This window comes from Pseudomonas triticifolii, assembly GCF_014358015.1.
In the GTDB taxonomy this organism is placed as follows: Bacteria; Pseudomonadota; Gammaproteobacteria; order Pseudomonadales; family Pseudomonadaceae; genus Aquipseudomonas; species Aquipseudomonas triticifolii.
Genome location: NZ_JACONV010000008.1, coordinates 103,412 through 119,782 on the forward strand (window position 1 = coordinate 103,412; position 16,371 = coordinate 119,782).

The window sequence follows — 16,371 nt, forward strand, 5'->3', positions numbered from 1 at the left end:
TAACGATACGCGCAATCCCGGTGCTGCGAAATCTGCTTTTACAGGCGCGTAGCGTGTGCGTTTCTTGTGGCGTCCATCCCTTGCCTTCGTTGGCGCAAGGCCAGTCGATGAATGAACACTCATGGCAAGAAGGCAGCATTGCCATGACCAATGGAACCTGTGCCACCACGAGGCTTCATATGAGGTGAATATTCACCCGGGAGCCTCTCTTGACCACTGCCAATACGCCCATCGGCCCTCTTGCGCCGGTCTCGGCCAGCCTTTCATTGAATGTACTGACGATGAACATGCACATGGGCTTCGGCATCTTCAACCGTCGCTTCATTCTTCCCGAATTGCGCGAAGCGGTGCGAAGCGTCTCGGCTGATGTGGTGTTCCTGCAGGAAGTGCATGGCGAACATCATAGCCATGCCCGGACGGTGAAAGACTGGCCGACCATTTCGCAGTACGAGTTTCTGGCCGACAGCATGTGGAGCGATTTTGCCTATGGCCGTAACGCGGTTTATCCAGACGGCGACCACGGCAACGCGCTGCTCTCCAAATACCCGATCGTGAGCCATGAGAATCTCGACATCTCCATCGATGGAACAGAGCAGCGCGGTTTGCTGCACTGCGTTATCGATGTGCCCAATCGGGGTCATGTGCACGCGGTCTGTGTGCATCTGGGGCTGTGGGAGAGTCATCGGCACAAACAGCTGACACTGCTTGCTGAACTGATGCACCGCTTGCCCGCTGAAGCGCCGGTGATCGTAGCCGGGGATTTCAATGACTGGCGTCAGCGCGCCGACGCCTTGTTGCAGGGCACTGGATTGCATGAAGTTTTCGTCGAGCGCTTCGGCGCGCCGGCAAAGAGTTTTCCGGCGCGTTGGCCATTGCTGAGGCTGGACCGAATCTACGTACGCAACGCCACCACCCACAGGCCCAAGGTGCTTTCCAATCGACCCTGGTCTCATCTTTCCGATCATGCACCGCTGGCGGTGGAAGTAACCTTATGAGCAAAACGACTGGCCGCACCAAACAACAGTGGCGCGACGGCAACTCGGTAGAGCTGCTGATCAACGGTGAGGACTTTTTCACCCGGGTGTTCGAGTGCATCCGTACGGCTCGAAAGGAAGTCCTGATCGAGACCTTCATTATTTTCGAAGACCGGATCGGCACCGGCCTGCAACAGGCTGTGATCGAAGCTGCAAATAATGGGGCCAAAGTCGTCATCACGGTGGATGACTACGGTACGTCCGACCTCAGTTCTGCGTTCGTCAGAACCATGATCGATGCGGGCGTGCAGATTCAACTGTTCGACCCGCGTCCACGGTTCATGGGCATGCGCACCAATCTGTTTCGACGTCTGCACCGCAAGGTGGTGGTGATCGACGGCGAAACCGGCTTTATCGGCGGTATCAACTACAGCGTCGATCACATGACCGATACCGGCCTGACTGCCAAGCAGGATTACGCTGTGCGGGTGCGTGGCCCGATCATTGAAGACATTCATCGCAGCGCAGTGCAGATGCTCAGCGATGCAGTACGCGGCCAACTGACGCCTATCCCCCTGAATCTGGAACCCGCAGGCAATGCCCGGATGCTGCTGGCCGAGCGCGACAATGCCGAGCACACCACCGACATCGAGGAGCGATACCTGGAAGCCATTCGTGGCGCCAAGCAGCGCATTACCTTGGCCAATGCCTATTTCTTCCCGAGTTATCGCTTCCTGCGAGAGCTGCGCAATGCGTCGCGGCGCGGCGTCAAGGTCACCCTGATCCTGCAAGGCAAGCCAGACATGCCATTCGTCAGGGTCTGCTCGCGACTGACCTACACCTATTTGCTGCGTGATGGCGTGATCATCCATGAATACAAACAGCGTGCCTTGCACGGCAAGGTTGCGCTGATCGATCAGGACTGGTCCACCGTGGGTTCCAGCAACCTCGACCCCTTGAGTCTGGCGCTCAACCTGGAAGCCAATCTGTTCATTCGTGATCCTTCGCTCAATGATCGTCTGCAGACGCATCTGATGGAGCTTGCAGCGGCACACAGTACGCAGATGAGTCTGAAGGGCGCTGCGCGCGGCCAGTGGTGGCGTGCGCCGATGATTGTGTTGAGCTTTTTCTTTCTGCGGCGTTTTCCGGCCATTGCCGGCCTGTTTCCTGTACATGGCATGCGCCTTAAGCCCTTGCGGGCAGGTGATGTCGTGCCAGAGGCCAAAGTGATCCAGCAACAGGCGCACCATGAACTGGATCAGGAGAAAACATCATGACTCAGGCAGCCAGTGCATCTTCGCAGAGCGCGAAGGGCGACAAGAAAAGCGATAAGTGGAAGTGGGCCAAGCGGGTGTTCAACCTGTTTTTCTTCATCGCGGTACCGGTGCTGCTGTTTCTGCTGGTGAAGAATCTGGACTGGCAGGAGGTCATGCAAGCGCTGCAGTCGTACAAACTCAGCACACTGTTGATGGCGGCGTTCGTGGCACTGCTCAGTTACCTGACCTACTGCGGGTTCGATATCCTGGCCCGCTATTACACAGGTCACAAGCTGTCGATTAAGCAGATCGTGCCGGTGACCTTCGTCTGCTATGCCTTCAACCTCAACCTGAGTTCGTGGGTGGGCGGCATTGCATTGCGCTACCGGCTGTATTCGAGGTTGGGGCTTGAGGTGTCGACCATCACGCGCATCCTGAGCCTGAGCCTGATCACCAACTGGCTCGGCTACATGCTGTTGGCAGGCTTTGTGTTTTCGATGCGGTTTCTGTCGCTGCCCAAGGAATGGTCGATTGGCACCGACACGCTGCAACTGATCGGCTTCGGTTTGTTGGCCGTGTGTTTCGCCTATCTGCTGGCCTGCCGCTTTTCCAGGCGACGCTCGTGGAAGATTCGCGATCAGGAATTCAATCTGCCGTCCCTCAAGCAGGCCCTGATGCAAGCCAGTCTCGGCGCGCTGAACTGGTCGTTGATGGCGGCAGTGATTTTCACGCTATTGCCGGAAAAGGCGTTTTATCCCGCGATCCTGGGCGTGCTGCTGATCAGCAGTATTGCAGGTGTCATTACCCACATTCCGGCGGGGCTTGGCGTGCTAGAGACGGTGTTCATCACGTTACTGTCGCATCAGTTTTCCAAAGGCAGCCTGTTGGCCGCGTTGATTGGCTACCGCGCCATCTACTTCCTGCTACCGCTGGTGCTGGCGGTCGTGGTTTACCTGGTGCTGGAGAAGCGCGCCAAAAAGATGAATGCGAAAAACCAGCAGCGCATGGGGGATCAGGCCGAATCCTGAGCGTGACGGGGAAGTGGAGGGCTGTGCAGACGAACTTCACTTTCCCGCGGCGCTTCCCCGATCAATCGTCGAAACCGACCTGCTCGTGTATCTCGTCCACTTTCAGCTCCAGACGGTAGGCCACGGCGATGAACAGCGCCTGGCACAGGCACAGGGTTGCGCTGAGTGAGCGAAAGGCGAAGGAGCTGCCTTCATTGACCAGCAACACCGAATTGGCGCGTTTTGCCAGTGGCGACAGATTGCTGTCGGTAATGATCAGCGTCTTGGCCTGATGGTGCTGGGCGATACGCAGGCAATGCTGGGTTTCCTTGCCATACGGTGTGAAGCTGATGGCTATTACCAGATCGTTGGCCCGCACACTGCGCATCTGTTCGCGGTAACTGCCGCCCAGTCCTGAAATCAGGTGGATACGCTTGTTGGTGTGCTGCAGGTTGTAGACCAGGTAATCGGCGACTGCAAACGAGCGACGCACGCCCACCACATAGATGTTGTCGGCGTTGACCACCAGGTCCACGGCTTTTTCGAACTCCTCGTCATCCAGCTCCGAGCCCAGGCGTTCCAGCCCGGACAAGGTCGCATTCACGCACTCTCGAGCCAGGTCTGCACCGCTGGCCTTGTGTGACTTGTTGGCGATCATGCTGCGAATGCGCTGCTGATAGTTCTGCACTGGCGTGGTCTTGTGCGTGTAAGCCTCGCGAAACAAAGCCTGCATTTCACTGAAACCGCTGAAGCCGAAGCGTTGCGAGAAGCGCACGATGGCGGAGGGGTGTACTTCGCACTCTCGGGCGATATCGCTGATGCGGTCGACCATGATCCGGTCGCTTTGCTGGCTCATATAGCTGGCAATGCGCTTGAGCTGGCGGGGCAGGGTGTCGTATTCCTCGGTGATCAGCCGCAGCAATCCATCGGCACTGGTCGGTGGCATGTCGACGTTCGTGTCTGGCAGAGACGGCTGATCGGGGTTGTTCATGTTCAATCCTTTTACTGTTTTCTTTTCAGGGCAACAGGGTATTGGGGTGCCCGGAGAATAAGCACTGCGCGTCGCATGATCGCGAACTATATCGCACCTGCCAGCCCATTGTGCCAGCACTTCATGAGGGGTATGGAAAAAATATTCCACGTAAAAAAATTATAGAATAAATATTGATTGATGCGCCGGGACGTTTTAGGCTGCATCACAAAGCAGTCGTGCCCCTGAAGCATGCACTGCAGGCTGATAAAAATAACAGGAGCCACCATGGGCCAGACACGCTTTGCCTCCGGGCGTCCGTTGGATCTGATTTGCCTCGGACGACTGGGCGTCGACCTCTACGCGCAGCAGGTAGGCGCCCGGTTGGAAGATGTTTCGAGTTTTGCCAAGTACCTGGGCGGATCGTCCGCTAACATCGCTTTCGGTACCGCCCGGCTTGGCCTGCGGTCGGCCATGCTCAGCCGCGTGGGCGATGACCACATGGGGCGTTTTCTGGTTGAATCGCTGGCCCGCGAAGGCTGCGACGTCAGCGCCATCAAGCGCGATCCTGAGCGTCTCACCGCCATGGTGCTGCTGGGTCTGAAGGATCGAGAAACGTTTCCGTTGGTGTTCTACCGCGAAAACTGCGCCGACATGGCCCTGCGCGCCGAGGACATCGACGAACAGCAGATTGCCTCCAGCAAGGCGCTGCTCATTACCGGCACACACTTTTCCACTGATCAGGTGTTCAAGGCCAGCATCCAGGCGCTCGATTACGCGGAGAAGCATCAGGTTCACCGCGTACTGGATATCGATTACCGACCTGTGCTCTGGGGGCTGGCGAGCAAAGCCGATGGCGAAACACGTTTTGTCGCCGATCAGAAGGTCAGCCAGCATGTTCAGCGCATCCTGCCGCGTTTCGACCTGATCGTCGGGACTGAAGAAGAGTTTCTGATTGCCGGCGGTGCAACCGATCTGCTCAGCGCCTTGCGTATTGTACGCGGGCTGACTGCTGCCACGCTGGTGGTCAAGCTCGGTCCGCAAGGCTGCACGGTCATTCACGGTGCGATCCCTGCGCGTCTCGAAGATGGCGCGATCTATCCCGGTGTGCGGGTTGAGGTGCTCAACGTACTGGGCGCAGGCGATGCCTTCATGTCGGGGTTCCTCAGCGGCTGGCTCAAGGATGCGAGCGACGAGCGTTGCTGTCAGTTGGCAAACGCCTGTGGTGGGCTGGTCGTGTCACGGCACGCCTGTGCTCCGGCCATGCCGACGCCCGCAGAACTGGAGTACCTGTTCAATAGCCCGGAACCTGTCACCCGGCCGGATCAGGATGTGGGCCTGCAACGTCTGCATCAGGTCAGCACCCCGCGCAGGCAGTGGCGGCAACTGTTTATCTTTGCCTTCGATCATCGCGGTCAACTGGTCGAGCTCGCGCAGCAGGCCGGTCGCGACCTGAGCAGCATCGGTCAGCTCAAGCAGCTGTTCGTGCAAGCGGTAGAGCGGGTCGAGCATGATCTGCGCAGCCGGGGTATCGAGGGCGATGTTGGGTTGCTGGCCGATCAACGGTTCGGACAGGATGCGCTCAACGCAGCTACCGGTCGCGGATGGTGGGTGGCCCGTCCGGTGGAAGTTCAGGGTTCCAGACCCCTGGCGTTCGAGCACGGCCGTTCGATAGGCAGCAACCTGATCAACTGGCCGCAGGAGCAGATCATCAAGTGCCTGGTGCAATACCACCCCGATGACGAGCCCATGCTGCGCCTTGAGCAGGAAGCGCAGATCAAGGCCCTTTATGATGCCTCCAAGGTCAGCGGGCATGAGCTGTTGCTGGAAATCATTCCGCCCAAAGACCATCCTTCGACGTATCCCGACGTCATGCTGCGTGCGTTCAAGCGCCTGTACAACCTGGGCATCTATCCTGCCTGGTGGAAGATAGAAGCGCAGACCGCCGAGGTCTGGAAGCAACTGGACGCGTTGATTCAGGAACGTGATCCGTATTGCCGCGGCGTTGTGCTGTTGGGGCTGAATGCGCCTGTGGAACATCTGGCCGAAGGGTTTGCCGCCGCGCGCAACAGTCGTACCTGCCAGGGATTCGCCGTCGGTCGGACGATCTTTCGCGAACCGAGCCGAGCCTGGATGGCCGGTGAGATCGACGATGCCGCGCTGGTTGCCAGAGTGCAGGGCACGTTCAACTGGCTGATCGAGTCCTGGCGCGAAAGCCGGGCGTGAAGCCAATCGTCACTGACGCCGTGATCACTACAAAAAAGGTCCAGCCATGCCTGTTTCCGTACCCACTATCCGCATCGGCATCAACCCGATTTCCTGGAGCAACGACGACCTGCCTGCGCTGGGTGGCGAAACCCCGCTCAGTACCGCACTGAGCGAAGGCAAGGCCATCGGCTACGAAGGATTCGAACTCAACGGCAAGTTTCCGAAGGACGCCAAGGGTGTCGGCGATGTCTTGCGCCCTTACGACCTCGCATTGGTGTCCGGCTGGTATTCCAGTCGGCTGGCACGACGTTCGGTAGCCGAAGAGATCGAAGCCATCGCTTCTCACGTGCAACTGCTCGCCGAGAATGGCGCTTCGGTACTGGTGTATGGCGAAGTGGCCGATTCGATTCAGGGGCAGCGTGTTCCTCTGGTCGAACGACCACGTTTTCATACCGATGAGGCGTGGCGCGAATACGCCGACAAGCTCACTGAGCTGGCCCGCTTCACCCTGTCGCATGGCGTACGTCTGGCGTATCACCATCACATGGGCGCGTACATCGAGTCGCCACAGGACATTGATCGCCTGATGGCAATGACCGGCAGTGAGGTCGGGCTGCTGTTCGATTCGGGCCATTGCTATATGGGCGGTGGCGAGCCGCTGGAGGTGTTGAGTCGGCACATCGATCGTGTGTGTCATGTGCACTTCAAAGACGTGCGCAATCCGGTCGTGCAACTGGCGCGCAACAACCTCTGGAGTTTTCCAGACTGCATCATCAACGGCACTTTTACGGTTCCGGGCGATGGTGATATTGATTTTTCGGCGTTGCTCAACGTGTTGTTGCAGGCCGACTACACCGGCTGGCTGGTTGTCGAGGCCGAACAGGATCCAGCAGTCGCGCCGAGCTATGTCTACGCCAAAAAAGGCTACGACACGCTGCGCCAACTGCTGGCCGACGCTCGATAAGGAGGACTGGACAATGAATTTGTTGATCAAAAGCAAGGCTCAGGGTCGAGACATCGTCGCGTTGCCAGAAGGCGCGCTCGAGTACGTGGGCTTTACTGCGTACCGCCTTGAAGCCGGGGAACGTTTGCCGCTGAGTGCCGCAGACAATGAACTGTGCGTGGTGCTACTCACCGGCCACGCCAGCGTGAGTGGCGAGGCACCGGGGCAGGGCGCTTTCAACTGGGAAAACATTGGCGACCGACATTCGGTGTTCGAGGAGAAATCGCCGTTTGCAGTCTATCTGCCGCCTCACAGCCAGGCGCACTTTACCGCGCTGGGGCCCGCTCATCTGGCGGTCTGTGCGGCCCCCGGCGACAGCACAAAGCGCGTCCCGGCGCGCTTGATCACCCCCGACAGCATGAAGCGCAGCGTGCGCGGCAAAAATGCCAACACGCGTTACGTGTGCGACATCCTGCCGGACACCGAAGCTGCGCACTCGCTGCTGGTGGTGGAGGTGCGTACACCGTCGGGTCACTCCTCCAGCTACCCGCCGCACAAGCACGATCTGGACAATCTGCCTCACGAGAGCTTTCTCGAAGAAACCTATTACCACCAGGTCAACCCGCCTCAGGGGTTCGTGTTCCAGCGCGTCTACACCGATGACCGCAGTATCGATCAGGCCATGGCCGTGGAAAACAGCGATCTGGTCGTCGTGCCCAAGGGCTATCACCCGGTCACCGTGCCTTATGGCTACGAGTCCTACTACCTCAACGTGATGGCCGGTCCGACCCGCGCGTGGCAGTTCCATAACGATCCGCAGCACAGTTGGCTGCTGGAGCTTTAATTCCCCTTTTTTACTGGAGTCAGTCAGATGAGCGAGTCACCGGTGATCGGCCACTACATCAACGGGCAATTGCACAACGGCGATGGCGAGCGCTACAGCGACGTTTTCAATCCGGCATTGGGCAGTGTTCAGGCCCGTGTGGCGTTGGCCAGCCTCAAGACCGTCGATGAAGCGGTCGCAGCGGCCAAGGCAGCCTTCCCGGCCTGGGCCGATCAATCATCGCTGCGCCGTGCGCGGGTCATGTTCAAGTTCAAGGAATTGCTCGACCGTCATCATGAGGAACTGGCGCAGATCATCTGTCGTGAGCACGGCAAAGTGTTGTCCGACGCGCGCGGTGAAGTGGTACGTGGGATCGAGATTGTCGAATTCGCCTGCGGTGCGCCAAGCCTGCTCAAGAGCGATTTCAGCGACAACATCGGCGGGGGCATCGACAACTGGAATCTGCGCCAGCCGCTGGGTGTCTGTGCTGGCGTCACGCCGTTCAACTTCCCGGTCATGGTGCCGCTGTGGATGATTCCCATGGCGTTGGTCACCGGCAACTGCTTCATTCTCAAACCCTCGGAGCGCGATCCTTCGGCCAGCCTGTTGATGGCGCGCCTGTTGAAGGAAGCCGGTCTGCCCGATGGCGTCTTTAACGTCGTGCAGGGTGACAAGGTCGCTGTCGATGCATTGCTGCAACATCCTGATATCGAAGCCGTGTCCTTTGTCGGTTCGACGCCGATTGCCGAGTACATCCATCAGCAGGGCACCGCGCATGGCAAGCGTGTGCAGGCGCTGGGCGGGGCCAAGAACCACATGATCGTAATGCCCGATGCCGATCTGGAGCAGGCGGCTGATGCGTTGATCGGTGCGGCATTCGGCTCGGCCGGTGAGCGCTGCATGGCGATTTCCATCGCCGTAGTCGTCGGCGACGTCGGTCAGGCGTTGATCGAAAAGCTGTTGCCGCGCATCGATCAGCTCAAGGTCGGCAACGGCATGAACGCCGACTCGGACATGGGGCCTTTGGTCACTGCCGTGCACAAGGCCAAAGTGGAAGGTTACATCGCCCAAGGCGTCAAGGAAGGCGCGAAGCTGATAGTCGACGGGCGCAATTTCAAGGTGCCGGGTGCCGAGCAAGGTTTCTTTGTCGGCGCGACCCTGTTCGACAACGTCACGCCAGACATGCAGATCTATAAGGAGGAGATTTTCGGCCCGGTGCTGGGCATCGTGCATGTGCCGGATTTTGCCAGTGCTGTCGAGCTGATCAACGCCCATGAGTTTGGCAACGGCGTGTCGTGCTTCACCAGTGACGGCGGGGTGGCTCGCGCCTTCGCCCGCTCCATCAAGGTCGGTATGGTCGGCATCAACGTGCCCATCCCGGTACCCATGGCCTGGCATTCGTTTGGGGGCTGGAAGCGCTCGCTGTTTGGCGATCACCATGCCTACGGCGAAGAAGGCCTGCGCTTTTACAGCCGCTACAAGAGCGTCATGCAACGCTGGCCCGACAGTATCGCCAAGGGCCCTGAATTCAGCATGCCGACTGCCAAGTAAGCTTTTTCATCGGGACATGGAGAATAAAAATAATGAGTCAACCCCTGCGTTTTGCCCTCAACCGAATGGTCGCGCCGCGCCTGTCACTGGCTGACTTCCTGGACCTCGCCGTGAGTCTGGGGACGGATGCCATCGAGATCCGCAATGACCTCAAAGGGATCGAGATCGAGGACGGTACGCCGCCGCAGGTTGTCCGTGAGCAGTGCGCTGCCAAGGGCGTACGCGTTCTGTCGATCAACGCGTTGTACCCGTTCGATGTCTGGAACGACGAGCGCTGCGTTCAGGCGACGAAGCTTTCCCGGTACGCCCGTGAGTGCGGCGCAGAAGGTCTGGTCCTGTGCCCACTCAACGACCGCGAGGATTCACGCACAGCCGCCCAGCGCGCCGCTGCTTTGCGTACGGCATTGGGCGCACTGGCGCCGATCCTGCGTGAACACGGTCTGCTGGGCTTCGTCGAACCGCTGGGTTTTGAGGAGTGCTCGTTGCGTCTCAAACGTCAGGCGGTCGAGGCGATTAAAAGCGTCGGCGCACTGGACGTGTTTCGTCTGGTTCACGACACCTTCCATCACCATCTGGCGGGTGAGGTCGAAGTGTTTCCCGAACTCACCGGGCTGGTGCATATTTCCGGCGTCGAAGATGCAGAGGCACCGCTCAACAGCATCCGCGACGGGCATCGGGTACTGGTGGGCGACGCTGACATTCTCGGCAACGCTGCTCAGATTGAGCGTCTGCTGGGTGGCGGTTATACCGGCTACCTGTCGTTTGAGCCATTTGCCGAGAGCGTGCATGCGCTGGATGACATTTCGCAGGCCATGTCGGCGAGCATGGGCCACCTGTCCCGCGCCGTAGCGGTGGGATGAAATGGCGTTGGCTGACGTGCGGCGACATACAAACACTCGGCGTGGGTTGCCTGTTTATCGATGACACAACGCGGTCTCGCAGCAGACAAGAAGTCGTGGGAGCGGGCTTGCTCGCGAAGTCTTGTGTTTTCTGCGTACAAGCCGCGTGCCAGAGACAGGGACGAAACGCGCGGAGCCCGGCGTCAGCCGGGCTGACAACACCTTCCACCTCACACAACAACAAGGTGCGAGCATGAGTACTACCCGACTGACCATGGCTCAGGCTCTGGTGAGGTTTCTCGATAACCAGTACGTCGAAGTCGATGGCGTACAGAGCAAGTTTGTCGCTGGCGTATTCACCATCTTCGGTCACGGCAATGTGCTGGGCCTGGGTCAGGCACTGGAGCAGGACCACGGCGAGCTGGTCGTCCATCAGGGCCGCAACGAACAGGGCATGTGCCACGCGGCCATCGGTTTCGCCAAGCAGCATCTGCGTCGCAAGATCTACGCCTGTACTTCGTCGGTAGGGCCGGGGGCGGCGAACATGATCACCGCAGCGGCCACTGCATCGGCCAACCGCATTCCATTGCTGCTGCTGCCGGGCGATGTCTATGCCAGCCGCCAGCCGGACCCGGTGCTGCAACAGATCGAACAGTTCCACGATCTGAGCATCAGCACCAACGACGCGTTCAAGGCTGTGAGCAAATACTGGGATCGCATCAACCGTCCCGAGCAGTTGATGAGCGCGGCCATCAATGCGATGCGCGTGCTGACCGACCCGGCCGATACCGGCGCTGTCACGCTGTCGCTGCCCCAGGATGTCCAGGCCGAAGCCTGGGATTACCCGGACAGCTTCCTGCACAAACGCGTGCACCGGATTGACCGTCGACCGCCCAGCAAGGCGATGCTCGACGACGCGCTGGCGTTGCTGGTGGGCAAACGCAAGCCGTTGTTGATCTGCGGCGGTGGCGTTCGCTATTCCGGCGCAGCGCAGGCATTGCAGTCGTTCGCCGAACGCTTCGGCATTCCCTTCGCGGAAACCCAGGCGGGCAAGAGTGCCATCGTGTCGGCACACCCGTTGAACATGGGCGGTATCGGCGAGACGGGTACGGTCGCGGCCAATCGGCTGGCAAAGGAAGCGGACCTGATCATCGGTGTCGGCACGCGTTACAGCGATTTCACCACGGCGTCCAAGTGGCTGTTCCAGAACCCGGACGTGCAGTTTCTCAACCTCAACGTCGGCACGTTCGATGTTCAGAAGCTGGACGGCGTGCAGGTGTTAGCGGACGCCCAGGTTGCCTTGCAGGCACTGACCGAACAACTCCAAACCCGCGATTATCGGGCCGCCTGGGGCGATGCGCCCGCGGCAGCCAAAGCCGAGCTGGAGGCCGAAGTCGATCGCGTGTATGCCGTCGAATACCAGCATGAGGATTTCGTTCCTGAAATCAACGACCACATGGATCCGTCGGTGTTGCGCGAGTTCATTGAGCTGACCGGTTCGTGCCTCACGCAGAGTCGGGTGCTGGGCATTCTCAATCAGAGCCTGCCCGCCGATGCGGTGATCGTTGCCGCTGCGGGCAGTCTGCCGGGCGACCTGCAGCGCGCCTGGCGCAGCACGGGCGTTGACACCTACCACGTCGAATACGGCTATTCCTGCATGGGCTACGAAGTCAATGCTGCGCTGGGTGTGAAGCTGGCGCAGCCGCATCGGGAGGTCTTCGCGCTGGTGGGGGACGGCTCCTACATGATGCTGCATTCCGAGCTGGCCACCTCGATTCAGGAGCGGCGCAAGATCAACATCGTGCTGCTCGACAACATGACGTTCGGCTGCATCAACAACCTGCAGATGGGACACGGCATGAACAGCTTCGGCACCGAGTTCCGCTTCCGCAATGAGCAGACTGGCCAGCTCGATGGCGACTTCGTGCCGGTGGATTTTGCCATGAGCGCAGCGGCCTATGGTTGCAAGACTTACAAGGTCAGTACCGCCGAACAGTTGCACGACGCGCTGGTGGATGCGCAGCGACAGACCGTCTCGACCCTGATCGATATCAAGGTCCTGCCCAAGACCATGATTCACAACTACCTGTCGTGGTGGCGGGTCGGCGTGGCCGAAGTGTCGACCACCGGCACCACGGCCCAAGCGCACGAAAAACTCAACCAGCAACTGGCCAAGGCTCGCCAGTATTGATCATCCGCGTTTTTGCAAACCGTCTTCCAACAAGAACAATCATTCATACAGGACAGTGAAATGACTTTGAAACTAGGTGTGATCGGTACGGGCGCAATCGGTCAGGATCATATCCGGCGTTGCAGCAAAGCCTTGATCGGCAGTCAGGTGGTGGCCGTGACAGACATCAATCTGGAACAGGCCGCAAAAGTGGTCAGCGACCTGGGCATCAGCGCCGAGGTGTATGCCGACGGCCATGCGCTGATCGCTGCGCCTGATGTGGAAGCGGTGCTGGTCTGCTCCTGGGGCGCGACCCATGAAGAGTACGTGCTGGCTGCCATCGCAGCGGGCAAGCCGGTGTTTTGTGAAAAACCACTCGCTGTGACCGCTGCGGGTTGCCGACACATCGTCGAAGCCGAGATTGCAGGCGGAAAACGTCTGGTACAGGTCGGTTTCATGCGGCCTTACGATCATGGCTATCGCGCCCTCAAGGCGGTCATCGACAGTGGCCAGATCGGCGAGCCGTTGATGCTGCATTGCGCGCATCGCAACCCGAGGGTCGGCGAGAACTACAAGACCGACATGGCGATCACCGACACGCTGATCCACGAACTCGATGTGCTGCGCTGGCTGCTCAATGACGACTACGTCTCGGTGCAGGTGGTTTTTCCGCGCAAGACCAGCAAGGCGCTGGCGCATCTTCGCGACCCACAGATCGTCATGCTGGAAACCGCACGGGGTACGCGCATCGACGTCGAAGTCTTCGTCAATTGCCAGTATGGCTACGACATTCAGTGCGAAGTGGTCGGCGAAACGGGCATTGCCAAACTGCCTGAGCCGTCGCAAGTCCAGTTGCGCAGCGACGCCAAGCTGTCGAACGCCATTCTGATGGACTGGAAGGACCGGTTCATTGCCGCTTATGACGTCGAGTTGCAGGCTTTTATTGACGGCGTAGCGGCTGGCACACTCACGGGTCCATCGGCCTGGGACGGTTACTGCGCCGCGGTCGCCGCCGACGCTTGTGTCGAGGCACAGGGCAGTGGTGCCATTGTGCCGATCAGTCTGGAGCAGCGTCCTGCGTTTTACGGCTGACCCATAACGTCGCAGTAACGCGCCTGAATCAGGGGCGCGTTACGTTCAACGAGTACAGGAGAAAGCCATGCGAGCAGGATTGGTGGGCTACGGCAAGGGAGGGCGTTACTTCCATGCGACGTTGATTTCAAGTTTGCCCGGTGCAACGTTTGTGGGTGTGGTAACCGGATCGCCCGAACGCAAGCAGCAAGTCAGCCACGATCATCCCGGGGTGCCGACGTTCGACACGCTGGCGCAGATGGTGTCTGCCGGTGTCGATGTGGTGGTGATTTCCACGCCCTTGGCGTCGCGCCGCGCCCTGATACTGGAAGCCATCGAGCTGGGAGTTGGCGTGGTCAGCGACAAGCCCTTTGCCAATGACGCGGCCCAGGCGCGCGAGCTGGTCGAGGCTGCCGAGCGGCGGGGCGTGCTGCTCAGTGTTTACCAGAACCGGCGCTGGGACTCGGATTTTCTGACGCTTCGCAAGCTGATCGACAATCAGGTGCTGGGCTCGATCAGCCGCTTTGAATCCAGCATCGAACGCTATTCGCCGCGCTCTGTGGGCAAGGCCAGTGGCGGCGGTATGTTGCGGGATCTGGGCAGTCATCTGGTGGATCAGGCGCTGGTGCTGTTCGGGCCGGCGGAGCGGGTCTATGCCGAGCTGCAGTTCCCGGCACCGGACGACGAGCTGGACCATACCTTTTTTGTATCGCTGAGCCATGCCAATGGCGTGGTATCGCACCTGTCCGGCAGTTGCCTGCAGAACACGCCCAAACCGCGTTTCAGGGTCAGCGGCTCGCTGGGTTGTTACAGCGTCGATGGGCTGGACGGTCAGGAGGAAGCTGCATTTGCCGGTTTGACGCCACGCTCCGAAGGCGAGCGCTGGGGCGTGGAAGAACATCGCCGCTGGGGCTGGTTCGAGCAGGGCGATCATCGGGAGCGGGTGCCTTCCGAACGTGGCTGTTGGCTGGCGTTCTATCACCAGCTCCAGGACGCGGTCGACGGCCAGGGCCAGGTGCCGGTCAATCCACGGGACGCAGTCGCGTCAGCAACGGTCATGGACGCCGCGCGATTGAGTGCCCGCGAGGGGCGTGTCGTGGTGTTGTAACGTTTTGAGTGGATGAATAGACAGCTTTCAGACAGCCCGGCGCCCCTCAGGACGTCGGGCTTTCTGACATTTTCAGCCAGATAAAATAAAAACAGAATAAATTCTAAAATCAGTTGAATTGGAAAATATTTTCCAATAGAGTCGTTTTCAGGTTGCCGACTATCGAATCACCTTTGCTGTCAGATACGTCTGAACATCACAGGTAGCAAGCCAACAAAAACAAAACAAGATAGGTACTGTCGATGAAAACCCCCACCTCTGGCGTACCCGCGCCCTCTGCATTCTGGATCCGGCTCATGGAGCGGTTCCTTACCCTCGTCGCACGCGGCATGTGCGTGCATCACAAGGATGCGCTGCTGTTCTGCATGCCCGGCGCGACCGGTGTTCGCCTGCCGCGATAGACCGCTTGCCGGACCGCTTCAAGGCTACGTCGTTACCAAGTCCGAACAACAACAAGAATTTGGAGACAGACTTTCATGAAGACCCCGATTCGCTTCACTGCTCTGACCCTGGCCCTGATGCTTGGCAGTGGCGCTGCCCTGGCCGATCTTAAGGTGGGCGTGGCCATGTCGCAGTTTGATGACACCTGGCTGACCTATCTGCGTGAAGACATGAGCGCCAAGGCCAAGACCATGCCCGATGGTGTGTCGCTGCAGTTCGTCGATGCCCGTGCAGACGTGAACAAACAGCTCGATCAGGTCGAGGAACTGATCGGCAAAAAAGTCGACGCTCTGATCGTGAATCCGGTAGACACCGCCGCAACGGCCAAAATCACCAAGAAGGCCGTGGCTGCCGGTATTCCACTGGTGTATGTCAATCGTCGTCCCGATGACCTCAAACTGCCTGTGGGCGTCGCGACGGTCACCTCCGATGACGTAGAGGCAGGTCGACTGCAGATGGAGTACATCGCCGAGAAGATGGGCGGCAAGGGCAGCGTGATGATTTTGATGGGCGATCTGGCCAACAACTCCACCAAGGGTCGTACAGACGGCGTGAAGGAAGTGCTGAAAAAATACCCTGGTATCAAGATCGATCAGGAGCAGACCGGTATCTGGTTGCGCCAGAAAGGCATGGACCTGACCAATGACTGGATCACCCAGGGCAGAACATTCAACGCGGTGATGGCCAATAACGACGAAATGGCGATCGGCGCAGCCATGGCGCTCAAGCAGGCCGGTATCAAGCAAGGCACGGTATTCGTCGCAGGCGTCGACGGCACACCTGATGGCCTTAATGCGGTAACCCGAGGGGATCTGACCGTTTCGGTTTACCAGGACGCGAAAGGCCAGGCCGACGGCGCTATCGATGCAGCCGTCAAAATGGCCAGGAAGGAAAAGCTCGAGACCCAGGCCATTGTCATTCCGTACCGCCTGATCACGCCTGAAAACGTGGTCTCCTTCAAATAAGAACAGCCGACAGGCCGGGCAGTTACTGCGTCCCGGCCCTGTCGC

General features: G+C 59.3%; 13 protein-coding genes. 12 read left to right on the top strand and 1 reads right to left on the bottom strand.

The features are described from left to right. Window positions 1–209: 209 nt before the first annotated feature. From H8S56_RS13470 to H8S56_RS13480, 3 genes are read left to right on the top strand one after another with little or no spacing between them, the layout of a single operon-like run. Window positions 210–995 (top strand): endonuclease/exonuclease/phosphatase family protein, encoded by a 786-nt coding sequence (locus tag H8S56_RS13470; protein ID WP_187518917.1) that lies wholly within the window; start codon window positions 210–212, stop codon window positions 993–995. Next, window positions 992–2,251: a cardiolipin synthase ClsB gene (gene clsB / locus H8S56_RS13475; protein ID WP_024689265.1), complete on the top strand. Its 1,260-nt coding sequence runs from the start codon at window positions 992–994 to the stop codon at window positions 2,249–2,251. The genes H8S56_RS13470 and clsB overlap by 4 nt, the downstream gene beginning before the upstream one ends. Then, a complete protein-coding gene (locus H8S56_RS13480) occupies window positions 2,248–3,258 on the top strand; it encodes a lysylphosphatidylglycerol synthase domain-containing protein (protein ID WP_024689264.1) in 1,011 nt (336 codons plus the stop codon). Before clsB ends, H8S56_RS13480 begins: the two co-directional genes overlap by 4 nt. Window positions 3,259–3,319: 61 nt before the next feature. On the opposite strand, the gene H8S56_RS13485 is transcribed toward H8S56_RS13480, so the two are convergent. After that, window positions 3,320–4,228 (bottom strand): MurR/RpiR family transcriptional regulator, encoded by a 909-nt coding sequence (locus H8S56_RS13485; protein ID WP_024689263.1) that lies wholly within the window; start codon window positions 4,226–4,228, stop codon window positions 3,320–3,322. A 267-nt stretch (window positions 4,229–4,495) separates the two neighbouring features. Here H8S56_RS13485 and H8S56_RS13490 point away from each other — a divergent pair, with 267 nt between their 5' ends. From H8S56_RS13490 to H8S56_RS13530, 9 genes are all read left to right on the top strand, one after another. After that, window positions 4,496–6,433 carry a bifunctional 5-dehydro-2-deoxygluconokinase/5-dehydro-2-deoxyphosphogluconate aldolase gene (locus H8S56_RS13490; protein ID WP_187518918.1) on the top strand — a complete coding sequence of 646 codons (1,938 nt, stop codon included), beginning with the start codon at window positions 4,496–4,498 and terminating at the stop codon, window positions 6,431–6,433. Between the two features lie 46 nt (window positions 6,434–6,479). Further along, window positions 6,480–7,379, top strand: coding sequence for a myo-inosose-2 dehydratase (gene iolE / locus H8S56_RS13495; RefSeq protein WP_187518919.1), 900 nt, complete (start codon window positions 6,480–6,482; stop codon window positions 7,377–7,379). 13 nt (window positions 7,380–7,392) lie between these two features. Beyond that, a complete protein-coding gene (gene iolB / locus H8S56_RS13500) occupies window positions 7,393–8,202 on the top strand; it encodes a 5-deoxy-glucuronate isomerase (RefSeq protein WP_024689259.1) in 810 nt (269 codons plus the stop codon). Window positions 8,203–8,229: 27 nt separating this feature from the next. Continuing rightward, window positions 8,230–9,732 carry a CoA-acylating methylmalonate-semialdehyde dehydrogenase gene (locus H8S56_RS13505; RefSeq protein WP_187518920.1) on the top strand — a complete coding sequence of 501 codons (1,503 nt, stop codon included), beginning with the start codon at window positions 8,230–8,232 and terminating at the stop codon, window positions 9,730–9,732. Between the two features lie 32 nt (window positions 9,733–9,764). After that, window positions 9,765–10,592: a TIM barrel protein gene (locus H8S56_RS13510; protein WP_187518921.1), complete on the top strand. Its 828-nt coding sequence runs from the start codon at window positions 9,765–9,767 to the stop codon at window positions 10,590–10,592. Between the two features lie 232 nt (window positions 10,593–10,824). Then, window positions 10,825–12,762 carry a 3D-(3,5/4)-trihydroxycyclohexane-1,2-dione acylhydrolase (decyclizing) gene (gene iolD / locus H8S56_RS13515; RefSeq protein ID WP_187518922.1) on the top strand — a complete coding sequence of 646 codons (1,938 nt, stop codon included), beginning with the start codon at window positions 10,825–10,827 and terminating at the stop codon, window positions 12,760–12,762. A 60-nt stretch (window positions 12,763–12,822) separates the two neighbouring features. Beyond that, complete coding sequence (locus tag H8S56_RS13520) at window positions 12,823–13,833, top strand: Gfo/Idh/MocA family oxidoreductase (protein WP_187518923.1); 1,011 nt, start codon at window positions 12,823–12,825, stop codon at window positions 13,831–13,833. 67 nt (window positions 13,834–13,900) lie between these two features. Next, on the top strand, window positions 13,901–14,920 hold the full coding sequence (locus H8S56_RS13525) for a Gfo/Idh/MocA family protein (protein WP_187518924.1): 1,020 nt from the start codon (window positions 13,901–13,903) through the stop codon (window positions 14,918–14,920). Window positions 14,921–15,396: 476 nt separating this feature from the next. After that, entirely contained in the window at window positions 15,397–16,326 is a 930-nt protein-coding gene (locus tag H8S56_RS13530; RefSeq protein ID WP_024689253.1) for a sugar ABC transporter substrate-binding protein, read from the top strand. The last annotated feature ends 45 nt before the right edge of the window (window positions 16,327–16,371 follow it).